At 60.7% G+C, this 15,691-nt stretch carries 15 protein-coding genes and 1 pseudogene; 7 read left to right on the top strand and 9 right to left on the bottom strand.

The window, feature by feature from the left end; genetic code table 11:
* Nucleotides 1-16: 16 nt before the first annotated feature.
* Nucleotides 17-715 (bottom strand): fimbrial biogenesis chaperone, encoded by a 699-nt coding sequence (locus AC3ZU9_RS21560; RefSeq protein ID WP_231808311.1) that lies wholly within the window; start codon nucleotides 713-715, stop codon nucleotides 17-19.
* A 58-nt stretch (nucleotides 716-773) separates the two neighbouring features.
* Entirely contained in the window at nucleotides 774-1,346 is a 573-nt protein-coding gene (locus tag AC3ZU9_RS21555) for a fimbrial protein (RefSeq protein WP_490091289.1), read from the bottom strand.
* Nucleotides 1,347-1,727: 381 nt separating this feature from the next.
* Here AC3ZU9_RS21555 and mqo point away from each other — a divergent pair, with 381 nt between their 5' ends.
* Nucleotides 1,728-3,374 carry a malate dehydrogenase (quinone) gene (gene mqo / locus AC3ZU9_RS21550; protein WP_012722900.1) on the top strand — a complete coding sequence of 549 codons (1,647 nt, stop codon included), beginning with the start codon at nucleotides 1,728-1,730 and terminating at the stop codon, nucleotides 3,372-3,374.
* A gap of 85 nt (nucleotides 3,375-3,459) precedes the next feature.
* Here mqo and AC3ZU9_RS21545 read toward each other — a convergent pair whose 3' ends face one another.
* The gene (locus tag AC3ZU9_RS21545; RefSeq protein ID WP_490091288.1) at nucleotides 3,460-4,125 is read right to left on the bottom strand and encodes an NADPH-dependent F420 reductase; all 666 of its coding nucleotides are present in this window, start codon (nucleotides 4,123-4,125) and stop codon (nucleotides 3,460-3,462) included.
* Nucleotides 4,126-4,225: 100 nt separating this feature from the next.
* Here AC3ZU9_RS21545 and AC3ZU9_RS21540 point away from each other — a divergent pair, with 100 nt between their 5' ends.
* Both AC3ZU9_RS21540 and AC3ZU9_RS21535 read left to right on the top strand, forming a co-directional pair.
* Nucleotides 4,226-5,122 carry a LysR family transcriptional regulator gene (locus AC3ZU9_RS21540; protein WP_122809806.1) on the top strand — a complete coding sequence of 299 codons (897 nt, stop codon included), beginning with the start codon at nucleotides 4,226-4,228 and terminating at the stop codon, nucleotides 5,120-5,122.
* A gap of 176 nt (nucleotides 5,123-5,298) precedes the next feature.
* Nucleotides 5,299-5,628 (top strand): YXWGXW repeat-containing protein, encoded by a 330-nt coding sequence (locus AC3ZU9_RS21535; protein ID WP_043204977.1) that lies wholly within the window; start codon nucleotides 5,299-5,301, stop codon nucleotides 5,626-5,628.
* 7 nt (nucleotides 5,629-5,635) lie between these two features.
* On the opposite strand, the gene AC3ZU9_RS21530 is transcribed toward AC3ZU9_RS21535, so the two are convergent.
* From AC3ZU9_RS21530 to AC3ZU9_RS21515, 4 genes and pseudogenes are all read right to left on the bottom strand, one after another.
* On the bottom strand, nucleotides 5,636-6,010 hold the full coding sequence (locus AC3ZU9_RS21530; protein ID WP_046035083.1) for a hypothetical protein: 375 nt from the start codon (nucleotides 6,008-6,010) through the stop codon (nucleotides 5,636-5,638).
* A 199-nt stretch (nucleotides 6,011-6,209) separates the two neighbouring features.
* A pseudogene (locus AC3ZU9_RS21525) lies at nucleotides 6,210-6,320 on the bottom strand (AbrB/MazE/SpoVT family DNA-binding domain-containing protein); the annotation flags it as partial.
* A gap of 153 nt (nucleotides 6,321-6,473) precedes the next feature.
* Complete coding sequence (gene ppnN, locus AC3ZU9_RS21520) at nucleotides 6,474-7,847, bottom strand: nucleotide 5'-monophosphate nucleosidase PpnN (RefSeq protein ID WP_025856956.1); 1,374 nt, start codon at nucleotides 7,845-7,847, stop codon at nucleotides 6,474-6,476.
* A gap of 150 nt (nucleotides 7,848-7,997) precedes the next feature.
* Nucleotides 7,998-8,822, bottom strand: coding sequence for an aspartyl/asparaginyl beta-hydroxylase domain-containing protein (locus AC3ZU9_RS21515; protein ID WP_490091287.1), 825 nt, complete (start codon nucleotides 8,820-8,822; stop codon nucleotides 7,998-8,000).
* A 310-nt stretch (nucleotides 8,823-9,132) separates the two neighbouring features.
* On the opposite strand from AC3ZU9_RS21515, the gene fabV reads away from it, so the two are divergent.
* Together fabV and AC3ZU9_RS21505 are read left to right on the top strand one after the other, a co-directional pair.
* Nucleotides 9,133-10,326, top strand: coding sequence for an enoyl-ACP reductase FabV (fabV, locus tag AC3ZU9_RS21510; protein ID WP_231808313.1), 1,194 nt, complete (start codon nucleotides 9,133-9,135; stop codon nucleotides 10,324-10,326).
* Nucleotides 10,327-10,544: 218 nt separating this feature from the next.
* Nucleotides 10,545-11,168 carry an HAD family hydrolase gene (locus AC3ZU9_RS21505; protein ID WP_490091286.1) on the top strand — a complete coding sequence of 208 codons (624 nt, stop codon included), beginning with the start codon at nucleotides 10,545-10,547 and terminating at the stop codon, nucleotides 11,166-11,168.
* On the opposite strand, the gene AC3ZU9_RS21500 is transcribed toward AC3ZU9_RS21505, so the two are convergent.
* Nucleotides 11,165-12,070, bottom strand: a complete 906-nt coding sequence (locus tag AC3ZU9_RS21500) for a LysR family transcriptional regulator (protein ID WP_490091285.1) — start codon at nucleotides 12,068-12,070, stop codon at nucleotides 11,165-11,167. The two genes, AC3ZU9_RS21505 and AC3ZU9_RS21500, sit on opposite strands and share 4 nt — an antisense overlap.
* A 102-nt stretch (nucleotides 12,071-12,172) precedes the next feature.
* On the opposite strand from AC3ZU9_RS21500, the gene AC3ZU9_RS21495 reads away from it, so the two are divergent.
* Nucleotides 12,173-13,342 (top strand): aspartate aminotransferase family protein, encoded by a 1,170-nt coding sequence (locus AC3ZU9_RS21495; RefSeq protein WP_012722911.1) that lies wholly within the window; start codon nucleotides 12,173-12,175, stop codon nucleotides 13,340-13,342.
* 121 nt (nucleotides 13,343-13,463) lie between these two features.
* Here the strand turns inward: AC3ZU9_RS21495 and punR are convergent, their stop codons facing one another.
* A complete protein-coding gene (punR, locus tag AC3ZU9_RS21490; RefSeq protein WP_490091284.1) occupies nucleotides 13,464-14,378 on the bottom strand; it encodes a DNA-binding transcriptional activator PunR in 915 nt (304 codons plus the stop codon).
* Nucleotides 14,379-14,500: 122 nt separating this feature from the next.
* Between punR and punC the strand changes: the two genes are divergently transcribed.
* Nucleotides 14,501-15,685 carry a purine nucleoside transporter PunC gene (gene punC, locus AC3ZU9_RS21485; protein WP_046035080.1) on the top strand — a complete coding sequence of 395 codons (1,185 nt, stop codon included), beginning with the start codon at nucleotides 14,501-14,503 and terminating at the stop codon, nucleotides 15,683-15,685.
* The last annotated feature ends 6 nt before the right edge of the window (nucleotides 15,686-15,691 follow it).

Below are 15,691 nucleotides of genomic sequence, written 5' to 3'. Positions count from 1 at the left end.
GGGGCGTGCGCGTGTATCAGTGAATGCGGATAAGAGGGGCGGTCACGGTGCTGCCGTAGTCGTCGATATAGCTGAGCGACACTTCATCGCCCGCCTTGGCCTGGATCGGCAGTTCGCGCTGTTCCCCGGGGCGCAGCACATCCGGCGCCTGGGTGATCGGCAGGCCGTTGAGCGTGAGTTCGCTGACCACCACGTGAAGCTTGGAGCCGTTATTGAAATGCAATGCCCCCGCCTTGGACGTCCAGCCCACCTGGGCCACCGCGTCCTTGAGCGAACCTTTGACGCCGGCCGGGCGGTAGAACAGCTTGATGGTGGTCTTGAGGGCAATCTGCAGTACGTTCTTGCCTTTCTGGTCGTCGCTCATGGCCGGGATTGCCTTGACGTTCATCAGGAACAGGCTTTCGCGGTCCTGGGGCACATCGGTGCCGCCGGTAAAAATGACGCGCAGGATGTTTTCCTTGTTGGCATCCAGTCGGAACAGCGGCGGGGTGACGATAAAGCTGTCGACGCTTTCTTCATTGCCGCCGCCAAAGCGGCTGACCCAGGACTGCACCAGGTAGGGCGAGGTGTCTTCGCGATTGCTGACCGTGAGGTTGGCTTCGCTGGAAGCGCCGTCGTAGATCAGCCGCGTGGCGCCGACCGTGACGGCGGCGTTGGCGGCCGCGCTGTGCCAGAGCGGGAACAGGGCCAGCAAAAAGTACACTTTAAAACGCATGATGAGGGACCTTTGGAAGTCCGTGGGCCGGCGGACGGCCCACGGTATTGACGAGCAATTACTTGTAGGTAACGTCGAAGCTGGCCAGGGCGTGCACCTGACCGGTGCCGATACCGGACGTGGTCTTGGCGGTATCGCCTTCGCCGGTGGTCGTGTCGGCGACGGTGCGCACGTAGGCGGCGGTAAAGTCGAAGGTGTTGGACTGCGCACGCAGGTCGTAATCGGCGGTCGGCGTGTTCAGTGGCAGCTTGTTACCGTTTCGGGCGTCGGCGATCTGGATCGCGATACCGCGCACCTGGTTTTCACCGGTCAGGCCGAGCAGGGTCGAATCGGTGGCGTCCTGCTGACCGCTGAAGGTAATGGCGGCGTTCTTGCGGGTCGCGGTGCTGCAGTTGTCCAGGCTGATGGAGAACGCTTTGGGCTTGGCGGTGGAACCCACGGTGGGCGCGAAGTCGGCGATGCGTACCGCGTCCAGGGTCACGGACTTGTTCACGTCGCCAGTGGTGATGGTGCAGGCGTTATCGGTGACGGAACCGGTGAACTCGATCTGCCCATCGGCCGCGTGTGCGGTGCTGGCCAGCAGCCAGCAAGCGCCGCAGGCGAGGGTGAGTTGGCTCAGTTTGTTCAGCATTGCAATGCCCCTTTAGAGAGATGGATGGTTGTCTGCTCACGCTTGAGTGAGCCAATCCATGGTGCATTGCGGCGGTTGTGAGGCACATGAGACGGATCTTAAAAAAATGGCGAACTAGTGGCGCCATTCGACCGGCGAGCCCATATCTGGCGCTGGCCGTGATATTCTGCGCGCCATCTTGGTCTGGTCGTTCTCTGGTACGTACATCCGTATACGTCCCGGCGGTTGGCTGTCGCCCAGGTAGCTGAAGCCAATAATGATAAGAAGTCAGCGCAGAAGGGACATAAAAGTGAGGTCGATACATCGGCCTTGTGTGCTCACCCTGCGGCCTTGAGAGTCAGGGGCGGTGGGGCGGATGGCGTTTTATCATAGGTGCTACTGATGTTTAAAAAAGTAAACACTGCCCTGCTGGGGCTGGCTTTGTCGCTGGGGATCACGTCCGTTCAAGCGGAAGAGGCAAAGAAAGTCGATGTGCTGCTGATCGGCGGCGGCATCATGAGTGCGACCCTGGGTGTATGGCTCAATGAGCTGGAACCGAGCTGGTCGATGGAAATGGTCGAACGCCTCGATGGCGTGGCCGAAGAAAGCTCCAACGGCTGGAACAACGCCGGTACCGGTCACTCGGCCCTGGCTGAGCTGAACTACACCCCGGAAGATAAGAACGGCAACGTTGAGATCCCGAAAGCGGTCGAGATCAACGAAGCGTTCCAGATCTCCCGTCAGTTCTGGTCCTGGCAGGTCCAGCAGGGCGTGCTGAAGAACCCGCGTTCGTTCATCAACTCCACACCGCACATGAGCTTTGTGTGGGGCGATGACAACATCAAGTTCCTGAAAAAACGCTACGAAGCCCTGCAAGCGAGCCCGCTGTTCGCCGGCATGCAGTACTCCGAAGACCCGGCGCAGATCGCCAAGTGGGTTCCGCTGATGATGGAAGGGCGTGACCCGAACCAGAAAATCGCGGCCACCTGGAGCCCGCTGGGGACCGACATGAACTTCGGCGAGATCACCCGCCAGTTCGTCGCTCACCTGCAAACCACCCCTAAGTTCGACCTGAAACTGTCGAGCGAAGTGCAGGACATCACCAAGAACGCCGACGGTTCGTGGCGTGTCAGCTACAAAAACCTCAAAGACGGCACCAAGACTGAAACCGACGCCAAGTTCGTGTTCATCGGCGCCGGTGGCGGTGCACTGCACTTGCTGCAAAAGTCGGGCATTCCTGAAGCCAAGGAATACGCAGGCTTCCCTGTGGGCGGCTCGTTCCTGGTGACCGATAACCCAACCGTCGCCGAGCAGCACCTGGCCAAGGCCTACGGTAAAGCGTCGGTTGGCGCGCCACCGATGTCGGTTCCGCACCTGGACACCCGCGTACTGGATGGCAAGCGCGTTATCCTGTTTGGCCCATTCGCGACTTTCTCGACCAAGTTCCTGAAAGAAGGCTCGTACCTGGACCTGCTGACCAGCACCACCACCCACAACATCTGGCCAATGACCAAAGTCGGTATTCGTGAATACCCACTGGTCGAGTACCTCGCCGGCCAACTGATGCTGTCGGATGACGACCGCTTCAAGGCGCTGCAAGAGTACTTCCCCAACGCCAAGCAATCCGACTGGCGCCTGTGGCAGGCCGGTCAGCGCGTGCAGATCATCAAGCGTGACGAAGAGCAGGGCGGCGTCCTGAAACTCGGCACCGAAGTGGTCAGCTCCGCCGACAACACCATCGCCGGCCTGTTGGGTGCATCGCCAGGCGCGTCCACCGCGGCTCCGATCATGCTGACCGTGCTGCAGAAAGTGTTCAAGGACAAGGTAGCGACCCCTGAGTGGCAGTCCAAGCTGCACCAGATCGTACCGAGCTACGGCACCAAGCTGAACGACAGCCCTGAGGCCGTTGCCAAGGAATGGGCCTACACCGCCAATATCCTGCAACTGCCAACACCGCCTGTGATTCCGCAAAAGGCCGCTGTGAAGGCGCCTGAGGCTGCCAAGCCTGCGGCTGAGCCGAGCAAGCCGGCATCTGACCTGGCGTTGTAAGGCGCTGGCGAGGTTCTGAGATCAGGATCTCACCGGTCACGAAAAAACCGCTGAACCGGTAACGGTCAGCGGTTTTTTTGTGTTTTTAAATACGGGAGCGCTCGACAGGCGGCAGTTCAACCGTGCGCTCGGCGGCCGCCAGCGCTGCCTTCAAACCCGCTTGGTCCAGCGGGACGCAATACGCAGGCTTGCCCCGTTCCAGCCGCCAGCTTTCATCCAGGCCTCCGGCGTCGACGGCGTCGAAACCCAGTTCGTCGAGTAACGTGATGACCTGTGCCTTCGCTGCCGCGTCGTCCGCGGCCACCGGTAATGCTCGACGCTCGGGTGCGCCTTGTGGGCGGGCGTCCTGCGTCAGGTCGGGGGCGAAGATTGCATTGAACACTTTCACCACGTGCGAATGGGGCAAATGCTCGGCAAGCAGTCGGCTGGTGGTGGTTTCAAAGCGATCCAGGGCCGGGATATGCCCGTCGCGGTTCGGGTAGTAATTATTGGCGTCCATCACGGTCTTGCCCTCCAGCCATTGCGCCGGGACGCTGCGGTAATGTTCCAAGGGGATTGCCACGAGCACCACGTCGCCGAATTTGGCGGCGTCTTCGGCGCTGCCCACTTGCACGCCGAGTATGCCGCTGACCACGCTGCTCATGGTGTGTGGGCCGCGGGAGTTGCTCAACATCACCTCATGCCCGGCCGCCAGTGCCAGTTGGGCCACGGCGCGCCCGATAAAACCTGCTCCAATAACACCGATCTTCATGGCCTTGCTCCTGTTGAAAGGGGGAAGTCGCTATGATGATTGGCAACCGATTGGCGATAAATGATCGCTCTGGCGTGGCTGTTATTACTGGGAGTGGGGAATGATGGACCGTCTATCCAGCATGAGTGCCTTCGTGATGGCCGCTGAACTGGGCTCCTACGCCCGCGCCGCCGAGCGTTTGAACCTGTCACCGCAGATGGTGGCTAAGCATGTCAGTGCGTTGGAGCAACGCCTCGGCGCGCGCTTGCTCAACCGCACCACGCGTCGCCAAAGCCTGACGGAGTTGGGTAGCGCGTACTACGAGCGCTGCAAACACATCCTGACGGAGGCCGAGGCCGCCGATTCCCTGGCGCAGATCATGAATGACACCCCGAGTGGCAAGCTGAAAATTACTGCCCCGGTGACCTTCGGTTCCTACAGCCTGATGCCACTGATTACCGAATTTCTGCGTGATAACCCCGAGGTGGAAATCGACCTGCACCTGACAGATCGTTTCGTCGACTTGGTGGACGAGGGCTATGAAGCGGCGTTTCGTATCGGCCCCTTGGCTACTAACAGCCTGACGGCTCGGCCCCTGGCACCTTATCGCTTGGTCGTCTGCGCCTCGCCTGCGTACCTGGCGGCGCGTGGCACGCCGCAGGTGCCGGCCGACCTTATGCATCACGAATGCCTGGGCTACGCCTTCTGGTCGCGCCCGGCAGATCGTGAATGGGTGCTTTACCAAGGCCCGACACCTTACCGCGTGCAGGTTGCCAGCCGACTGCAAATCAACGAAAGCAGGGCGTTGATGTCGGCTGCGCTGGAGGGCTTCGGTATTGTCCTGGGGCCCGAAGACTTCCTGCGCCCGGCGCTGTTGAGGGGTGAGTTGGTGCAAGTGCTGGCGAACTTCGAGGCCCCGAGCCGGCCGATGCATTTGCTCTACACCGCAAATCGCCAGCGCACTGCCAAGTTACGACGGTTTGTGGAGGCGGTGCTGGAGCGTTTCGGGCCGGCTTGAGTGGGCCAATGCTGACGGTGCCTTTCATCTGCGTTCCTGAGTGCAACGCCCTCAGGTTCAGCAACCCGACAGACACTACCTGTTAAAAAAGACCCATGGCCGATCAGGAGAGCGGCTGCAACAAGGGGGCATTTTTTGCAGTGTAAGTGGTGGGCGTCAGCGCCCGAGGGGTTTGTATGTGGCTACGTTATGCAGCATTGGCGGCCATGGTCGTCGCGGCATCCGGGTGTGTGCAAGAGCGCGTGGTGCATGAGCGCAGGCCGGTGCAACGGGAGTATGTAGAAGTCGTCGCGCCGCAACCGCCGCCGGTGCAGGTGATTGAAGTCGAGCCACCGGTGCGCTACGGCTACATATGGTCACGCGGTTACTGGCGCTGGGAAGGCGGACGCTATGTCGCGGTGCACGGCCATTGGGAGCCGGTGCGCGAGGGCTATCGCTATGTGCATCCGCATTGGGTGCAGCGTAATGATGGGTACCACTGGCAGGGTGGCGGTTGGGTTCGCTGAGTCTCGGCTAAATCGGCTTCTGGGTGCCCAGGAGTCGAACCTCCCGCAGCAGTGCGGCACCGAGCTGATCGGTGCCCAGTTCCCTGTAGCCCACCGCCTTGACCTCGCCGTTCTCCTCCGCCTGGATGAGGATCACCGGGGTTTCCTTGCCGGTGGTTTCGTCGATGTGCAGGGCGTACTGCGGAATATCCAGCTTGATCGGCGTGCCGGCGGCCTTGCCTTTTACATTGATCAGGAACGCCGCACAGCCAGCGTCGACGTCCGTGCTGGTGGCAGAGCGACCACTGACAAAGCAGGTTTCCGGCAGGTCGGGCCAGGCGATGGTGTCTGCCTGGGCGAGGGTGGGGGCGATGGCCAGCGCTGCGAGTAGAAACGTGCGCACGTAGTCTTTCTCTCGATCAAGGGGATAAGCCGTTTTTACCAAAGCCCGCTCGCTGTCGCAACGCTGTGGTTCAGGCCAGCCGCTTCATGCCCGTTGTCTTGATCGCGTTGAGGTCGAAGGTGGCCGTGTACTCGCAACCGGCGGCGAACGGGATCATCCTGGGTGACGTAGCGTACCAGCACATTGGTATCCAGCCCGATCATCCGGCGTTTGCTCCCTGCGCTGCGATGGCCTGGTTCATCTGTTCGATGGAGACGGCCTTGGCAGGTTTGCGGATCAGCCCCTTGAGGTCCTGAACCGTCTTGCTCGCCCCCCTTCCACCGGGTTTAAAGCGATACAAACCATGACCAACCGCCACCCCATTATCCGCCTTCCCTGCACGCCATTGTCGAGCCCGCCGGCGACGTGATCGCGGTCAAAGTCGGCAAGACTTCGTGCTGTGCAGGGTCGGTTGAGCGCTAATTCATTGAACCACGCGGTAGCACGGCACATAGGCCGCGCCGCCCGGCAACTTCATGCGGTGCTGAGCGACGAAGGCCTGTAGCAGTTCGTCCAGCGGTTTCATGATGGCCGGGTCACCGTGGATTTCATACGGGCCGTTCTGCTCGATCAGGCGAATGCCCTTGTCCTTCACGTTACCCGCCACGATCCCCGAGAACGCACGGCGCAGGTTGGCGGCCAGTTCGTGCGGCGGCAGTGCGTGGCTCAACTGCAGGCTGGCCATGTTTTCGTGGGTCGGGTCGAACGGGCGCTGGAAGCCTTCGTCGATCTTCAGCAGCCAGTTGAAGTGGAAGGCATCGTTGCGCTCGCGGCGGAACTGCTTCACCGCCTTGAGCCCCGCGGTCATCTGGCGCGCCACTTCGGCCGGGTCATCAATGATGATCTGGTAGTGCGCTTGCGCTGCTTCACCCAGGGTGGCGCCGACGAAGGCGTGCAATTGTTGCAGGTAGGGCGCGGCGTGTTTGGGCCCGGTGAGGATGACCGGGAACGGCAGGTCGCGGTTATCCGGGTGCATCAGGATGCCCAGCAGGTACAGGAACTCTTCTGCCGTACCGGCGCCGCCGGGGAAGATGATGATGCCATGGCCGACGCGCACGAAGGCTTCCAGGCGTTTCTCGATATCCGGCAGGATAACCAGCTCATTGACGATCGGGTTCGGCGCTTCGGCGGCAATGATGCCCGGCTCGGTCAGGCCCAGGTAGCGCCCGCCGGTAATGCGTTGCTTGGCGTGGGAAATGGTCGCGCCCTTCATCGGGCCTTTCATCACGCCAGGGCCGCAGCCGGTGCACACATCCAGGCTGCGCAGCCCCAGTTCGTGGCCGACTTTCTTGGTGTACTTGTATTCTTCGGTATTGATCGAGTGCCCGCCCCAGCACACCACGATCTTCGGCTCGACACCGGGGCGCAGCGTACGAGCGTTGCGCAGCAGGTGGAACACGTAGTCGGTGATGCCCTGGGAATTGCTCAGGTCGATACGCTGGCTGTCCAGCTCGTTCTCGGTGTAGACGATGTCACGCAGGGCGCTGAAGAGCATTTCGCGGGTGCTGGCGATCATTTCGCCATCGACGAAGGCATCGGCGGGGGCGTTCAACAGCTCCAGGCGCACGCCGCGGTCCTGCTGGTGGATGCGCACTTCAAAGTCTTTATAAGCGTCGAGGATGGTCTTGGCGTTGTCGATATGCGCGCCCGTGTTGAGAATGGCCAGGGCGCACTGGCGGAACAGGGTGTAGATGCTGCCGGTACCGGCTTCGCTCAGTTGCTGCACTTCACGTTGGGACAGGGTTTCGAGGCTGCCCTTGGGGCTGACGGAGGCGTTGATGACTTGACGTTGGGGCATTCTGATTCCTTGAAAGCGCAGCCACCGCACCCGCGAGGGGCTGCGATGGCTCGAGAATGATGGGCGCCGAATTCGGACGCACGAGACGGTTATTTAACTCAGGCGCAAGGCCGAGTGCAAACACCGTCCAGCACCATCATGCCGCAGAACTCACTGAATCAGCTTCCAGTTTTTGTAGAAAACCCGACGCAGGGTAAAGGCCATGCCGGCAAACCCAGCGATCACGGCGTTAAGAACCCGGGGTACCGGGGTCGGCCGCACGATATCGATAAACAGACAGTAACGCTTGGCGTCGTTTTTGTTGAAAGACGCATGCATCAACGTGTCATCGAAGATGAACAGCGGGTCGTCGTGCCAGTAATGCTTGTGCTTGCCCACCTGGATGTAGACGCCCTCGTGATGGGGCGCCGGGGCCATGTTGTAGAGCACGCGGAACATCATGCGCAGGGGGCCAAAGTGAAACGAGGTCGAGCGGTTCTCATTGAACACCGACACACCAATGGTTTTCACGAACGGGAGTTTTTTGCGCAGTTGCGGAATGTCCAGGGTGGTCTCGATGGGGTGGCCATACCACTGAAAAAACAGCATGCCGCGCTTCTTCTCGGCCATGCGTTCGTCCAGGTAGCCGATGATTTCGTCCTTGTGGGCCATAGCGTCATCGATCACCCGTTGCAGGTCTTCGCGCCAGGCGGGTGGCAGGTCCTGCAGCGTGTAGACATGGCGGTTATGCGAGCTCACCAGGTCGAACAGGGTATTGAACGGCGCCAGCAGCCAGGTGTTGCGGCCACTGCCGATAAAGTATTTCTTGATCGTGGGCGCGTCATACAGGCCATTTCGCAGGAAGTCGTAGATGCCGCAGACCACCACCAGGCCGAGAAAGACCAAGGTGGTCTCGGGGAACACATCAATGATCAGCAACACGCCGAGTACCCAGGCGACCGATACCGCTTTTTTACGCAAGGCAGGCATATTCATGTAACTCAGCTCCAGCAGGACGCCATTCGACAGGTCCGGATCCGTGGCCGCGAGTGGTTAGGTTTTGAAACATGTTGAAACAACTACCGCATAATAAGGCGTTCTGCGCGGGATTGGCGTTTTAAATAGTGCGAAATTGTGAAGGCCTTACACGGTTTTTAACCCCTCGATGCGTTGATTGGATTGGATTTTGTAAACGGAAGATTTACGACTATCGTGACGCTTCGGTTTTTCGGACGTCATAGACCGGTACGATTGAAGTTGAGTGGCCACCACTGGCCTTCGACACCTTGGAAGAGGCAGAAATTTTATGATCATCAAACCGCGGGTTCGTGGCTTTATCTGTGTGACCGCTCACCCTGTTGGCTGTGAAGCGAACGTCAAGGAACAGATCGACTACGTGACTCAACACGGCGTCATCGAAGGTGGCCCGAAAAAGGTGCTGGTCCTCGGTGCTTCCACCGGTTACGGCCTGGCCGCGCGCATCAGTGCCGCGTTTGGCTGCGGTGCCGACACCCTGGGCGTGTTTTTTGAGAAAGAAGGCGAAGAAGGCAAGTTGAGCTCCGCCGGCTGGTACAACAGCGCTGCGTTCGAGAAGTTTGCCGTCGAAAAAGGCCTGTACGCCAAGAGCATCAACGGCGACGCGTTCTCCGACGAGATCAAGCGCCTGACCATCGAAACCATCAAGAAAGACCTGGGCAAGATCGACCTGGTCGTCTACAGCCTGGCCGCGCCACGCCGTACCGACCCACAAGGCGTGGTGCACACCTCCACCCTCAAGCCGATCGGCAAGGCCGTGACCCTGCGCGGTATCAACACCGACAAAGGCGTTGTGGTCGACACCACCCTTGAGCCGGCTACCCAGGAAGAAATCGACGGCACCGTGAAAGTCATGGGTGGCGAAGACTGGCAGCTGTGGATCGACGCCCTGCGTGACGCCGACGTCCTCGCCGAAGGCGCCAAGACCACCGCGTTCACCTACCTCGGTGAAAAGCTGACCCAGGACATCTACTGGAACGGCTCCATCGGCGAAGCCAAGAAAGACCTCGACAAGAAAGTCCTGACCCTGCGCGACAACCTCGCTGCACTCAAGGGCGACGCCCGTGTGTCGGTGCTCAAGGCGGTGGTCACCCAGGCCAGCTCGGCCATCCCGATCATGCCGCTGTACCTGTCGCTGCTGTTCAAAGTGATGAAAGAGCAGGGCACCCACGAAGGTTGCATCGAGCAGGTCTACGGCCTGTTCAAGGACAGCCTGTACGGCAGCGAGCCTAAACTCGACGCCGACGGCCGCCTGCGTGCCGACCTGGCCGAGCTGGAACCGAAAGTCCAGGACGCCGTGGCGGCGCTGTGGAACCAGGTCACCGACGACAACGTCAACGAGATCAGTGATTTCGCCGGTTACAAGGCGGAGTTCCTGCGTTTGTTCGGCTTTGAAATCGACGGCGTGGACTACGACGCTGACGTGAATCCTACCGTGAAGATCAATGGTTTAGTCCAAGCCTAAAACGCGGTTAAAAATGTGGGAGGGGGCTTGCCCCCGATAGCAGTCTGTCAGTCAATACATACCGACTGATAGACCGCCATCGGGAGCAAGCCCCCTCCCACATTTGATGTGTGTCGATCATTCTTTGTGGGCATGTTCCGGCACGCCATCACGCTCCCACAGCCGCCCTCAATCTGCCAGACTCCTTCAGCTGTCAAACCATGCTAACGGAGGATCTGATGACGATTCGTGCAGTAGTTTTTGATTTCGGCGGTGTTCTGTTCGACTGGAATCCTCACCATCTGTACCGCAAGCTGATTGCCGACGATCACCAACGGCAACACTTTCTCGACACCATCTGCACTCAGGCCTGGAACACCGAGCAGGATGCCGGTCGCTCCCTGGCCGATGGCACCCGCAGCCTGATCGGGCAATACCCGCATCATGAGCGCTTGATTAAGGCCTATTACGACCGCTGGCACGAGATGCTGCGTGGCCCGTTGCCGGAAGGCGTAGCGATCCTCAACGCGTTGCACCGCGCCGATATGCCGCTGTTCGGGCTCACCAACTGGTCCGCTGAGACTTTTCCGTATGCGCGGGCCAATTACCCGTTCCTCGGGTACTTTCGCGACATTGTGGTGTCCGGCGAGTTGAAACTGATCAAGCCTGACGCCGCGATCTACCACGCCAGCCTCGGCCAGGTACGCGTCCACCTGCCGGATATCCTGCCGGCTGAAGTGGTATTTATCGATGATGTTGCCGGCAATATCGAGGCGGCCGTTGCCCTGGGTTGGCAGGGGATTCACCACGTGTCGGCTGAAAGTACAGCGACGCGCTTGCGCGAATTGGGCGTGGACTTCTAGCGCGCCCATTTCTCCATGGCGAAATCCACAAAGGCGCGTAGCTTGGGCAGGCGATAACGGTCCTGGCCGTAGAGCAGGTGCATGGGGCGGCTGGGCAGTTTATAGGTGGTCAGCAAGGCCACCAACTTGCCGCTCTCCAGGTCCGGTTGCACCAGGGCATCGGCCAGCATGATGATGCCCATGCCGTTTACGGCCGCCTGGCGCAAGCCTTGCGAGCTGTTGATGGTCAATGAGCCGGACACCGGAACCTCCAGCTCGCCTCCATCACCGGTCATGCGCCACAGTTTTTCGGTATCGCGCCAGTTGTCATTCGCCGGGTAGGCGAACGCCAGGCAGTCGTGCTGCTGCAGTTCTGCTGGGCTCGAAGGCGTGCCGCGTCGCGCCAGGTAGGCTGGCGACGCGCAGAGGGTGAGGGTGTAGTCCTGCATGGGCCTGGCGATCAGGCTGGAGGTTTCCAGTTCGCCAAGACGGATGGCCACGTCGAAGCCGCTGTCGACCAAGTCCATCCGCTCATTACTTAGCACCACATACAGGTTGATCTGCGGGAAGCGCCGGGAAAATTCGCTCAAGGCCGGTGTAAGGCGTTCGGTGCCGAACACGGGGGGCGCAGTGATACGCAGGGTGCCTTTGGGGATGTCGCTATGGGCTTGCTCGGCAAGCTGCTCGGAGTCGGCCACCAGCCCCAGCACCTCAAGGCAGCGCTGGTAATACTGCCCGCCAAATTCCGTGAGGCTTTGCTTGCGCGTGGTGCGCTTGAGCAGGCTGACGCCCAATCGTTGCTCCAAGGCGCGCAGGTGGTTGCCGACCATGGTCGTGGACATGCCGCAGGCTTGGGCTGCCGCCGTCATGCTGCCGGCCTCGACCACTTTCACGTACACCGACATTGCCTGGAACAGGTCCATTATCAAGCCCTGATTTAAAGTCATTGCAGGAATGCGCAGTTTATCCAGCTCAGGTGGTTAACGATACTGCTCCCATCACTACGATGCACTGGAGCCCGCACCATGACTGCCGCCTGCCTGATGACCACGTACCAACCCTTGGCCCTGAGTTTTACCCGTGGCCTGGGCACGCGCCTGTGGGACCAGCAAGGTCGCGAATACCTGGATGCGGTGGCCGGCGTGGCGGTGACCAATGTCGGTCATTCGCACCCCAGGCTGGTGACGGCGATCAGCGAGCAGGCGGGTTTGCTGTTGCACACCTCCAACCTCTACAGCATCGATTGGCAACAACGGCTGGCCCAGCGCCTGGCCCAGCTGTCCGGCCTGGACCGCGCTTTCTTCAACAATTCCGGTGCCGAAGCCAACGAAACAGCGCTGAAACTGGCGCGGCTGCATGGCTGGAAAAAGGGCATCGAAGCGCCGCTGGTCGTTGTGATGGAAAACGCCTTTCATGGCCGCACACTGGGCACGATGGCCGCGAGCGATGGGCCATCGGTGCGCCTGGGCTTCCAACGTTTGCCGGGGGATTTTCTCAAGGTGGGCTTTGGTGATATCGCCGCGATAGAAGCCATCACACAAGCATTTGGCACGCGTATCGCGGCGGTGCTGTTGGAGCCGATCCAAGGCGAAAGTGGCGTACTGCCGGCGCCGCCGGGCTATCTGCAAGCCGTGCGTGATCACTGCACGCGCCACGGTTGGCTGATGATGCTCGACGAAATCCAGACCGGCATCGGCCGCACCGGCGCCTGGTTTGCCTTCCAGCATGAAGGCATCGTCCCGGACGTGATGACCCTGGCCAAAGGCCTCGGCAACGGTGTACCGATCGGCGCCTGCCTGGCCCGCGCCGCCGTGGCTCAGTTGTTTACACCGGGCAGCCACGGCAGCACCTTCGGCGGCAACCCGTTGGCGTGTCGGGTCGGGTGCACCGTGCTGGACATCATCGAAGAACAAGGCTTGCTGCAGAACGCGGCGCAGCAGGGTGAGCGCTTGCTGGCGCGGTTGCGGGTGGAGTTGAGTGAGCACCCGCAGGTGCTGGCGATTCGGGGGCAGGGGTTGATGATCGGTATCGAGCTGGCCAATCCCTATCGTGACCTGGCCCAGCGTGCCGCACAGGAGCACGGTTTGCTGATCAACGTGACGCGGGGCAAGGTCATTCGCCTGCTGCCACCGCTGACCCTGGATGCCAAGGAAGTCGAGATGATCGTGCGCGCCATCACCCGTCTATTGGATTGAAATGACGTCCACCCTGTGGGAGCGGGCTTGCCCGCGATAGCGGTGTATCAGTCGAAATATTGGCAAACTGACACTCCGCCATCGCGGGCAAGCCCGCTCCCACAGGGGATCTCCATGATTGTCAGGGATCGTTTCCGTTCAGCCACTCCTGGTTCATCGTCTCGGTATCCCCCAAATACTCCAACAACCACGCCATGGCCGGCGACAGCTTGCTCTGCGCCCAGGCCACACACGACGGGCTGGCCGGAAACGGTCGGCTGAGCTGCAGCGCCACCAGTTCACCGCGTGCGATCCACGGCAACACCTGATGCGCGGGGGCCATGCCGACACACAGGCCGTCACGCAGGCAATCGATGGCCGAGGACCAATTGGGCACCACCAGCCGCCGCTGGTTATCCAGGGTCCAGGTGTCGCGCTTGGGCAGGTTGCGCGAGGTGTCGGTCATGCACAGTGACGCGAAAGGGCGCAGTTGATCGTCACTCAGCAACCCGTCGATGCTCGCCAGTGGGTGCCGCGCGCTGACCACGCACAGCCAGTTCAACAAGCCCATATCGCGAAAGGTAAAGTGACTGGCCACCGGTACCGCGCTGGTGGCGCCGATCACAATATCGGTGCGCTCATCCGCCAGGGCATCCCACACACCGTTGTACACCTCGTACTCCAGCAGTAATTCCACCTCGGGAAACTGTCGATAGAAATCCAGCACCAGTTGCCGACAACGCTGGGGTTTGACGATGGAATCCACCGCGACCTTTAACTGGCCACTCCAGCCATTCGCCACTTGCTGGCACAAACGCCGCGTGCCGAGCATTTTTTTCATCACGCCACGGGCTTCGTCGATAAACAGCCGACCTGCGGGCGTCAGCTCTACGTCGCGGTGCCGGCGCACAAACAACGGCACTGCCAACCATTCCTCAAGCTGACGCACGGTATAGCTGATAGCGGACGGCACACGGTGCAATTCCTGGGCGGCGGCGCTGAAGCTGCCATGGCGCGCCACGGCGTCGACCACGTCCAGGGAGTATTCGGACCACATGGCGAGTGCCTTCAAAAATATTGATAAGAGTGTCCAATTATTATCGCTTCACACACATACTGTCAGCTTCATAATGGGCGCCAGTCAGCAAATAGTTTGATGGCAGGTTAAACAAGGCTTCAATGAAAAATTCTTTTGGTTTCACCTGGTACCTGGCGGGGCTGAGCATGCTCGGTTACCTGGCCATGGACATGTACTTACCGGCGTTCGGCGCCATGGGCGAGCACCTGCACATTGGCGCGGGCGCGGTAGGCGCCAGCTTGAGTATTTTCCTCGCCGGCTTTGCACTGGGCCAACTGGTGTGGGGGCCGTTGTCCGACCGCCTGGGGCGCAAACCGGTGCTGCTCGCCGGCCTGAGCCTGTTTGTGCTGGGCTGCGCGGGGATGTTCTGGGTCGAGACGACGCCGCAACTGCTGGCGCTGCGCTTTATGCAGGCAATTGGCGTGTGTGCCGCCGCCGTAAGCTGGCAGGCGCTGGTCATCGACCGCTACCCGGCCGACAAGGCGCACCGCGTGTTCGCCAGCATCATGCCACTGATGTCATTGTCGCCAGCGCTGGCGCCGTTGTTGGGGGCGATGGTACTGAACCACTTCGGTTGGCAGGCGATCTTCGGGGTATTGCTGGGCGTGTCGCTGCTGTTACTGCTGCCGACGTTGTTCCTGCGTACGCCGCCGAAACCTCGGGCGCAGGAGGGCGCACCTTCGCGCCTGGGGTATGGCCAGCTGTTCACCTCGCGCGTGTTTACCGGCAACGTCATGATCTTCGCCGCGTGCTCTGCCAGCTTTTTCGCGTGGTTGACGGCGTCCCCCTTCATCCTCGGTGGCATGGGCTACAGCCCGAATGACATTGGCCTGAGCTACGTGCTGCCGACCTTGGCGTTTCTGGTCGGTGGCTACAGTTGCCGCAGCGCCCTGCAGCACGTTCAGGGCAAGACGCTGCTGCCCTGGTTGCTGCTGGCGTACTGCATCAGCATGGTGGCGTTATACCTGGTCGCCACGTTGACGGTACCGACCCTCACTACCTTGCTGATTCCGTTCTGCCTGATGGCGCTGTGCAACGGCGCGAGTTACCCCATCGTGGTGGCGAATGCGCTGATGCCCTTTGCGGAAAATTCCGGCAAGGCGGCAGCCCTGCAAAACACCCTGCAACTGGGGCTGTGCTTTCTCGCGAGCCTGATAGTGTCGTGGATGATCGATGAGCCGCTGCTGATTACGGTGATCGTGATGTTGGCGACCGCGCCGTTGGCGGTGTTGGGTTACTGGCTGGCGCGGCCCAAAAAGGGTAATTCGGCACTGGCACAAGCCTGAAGTGAC

It is taken from the genome of Pseudomonas sp. A39 (assembly GCF_058145955.1).
This window is presented reverse-complemented; position numbering and strand designations above follow the sequence as displayed.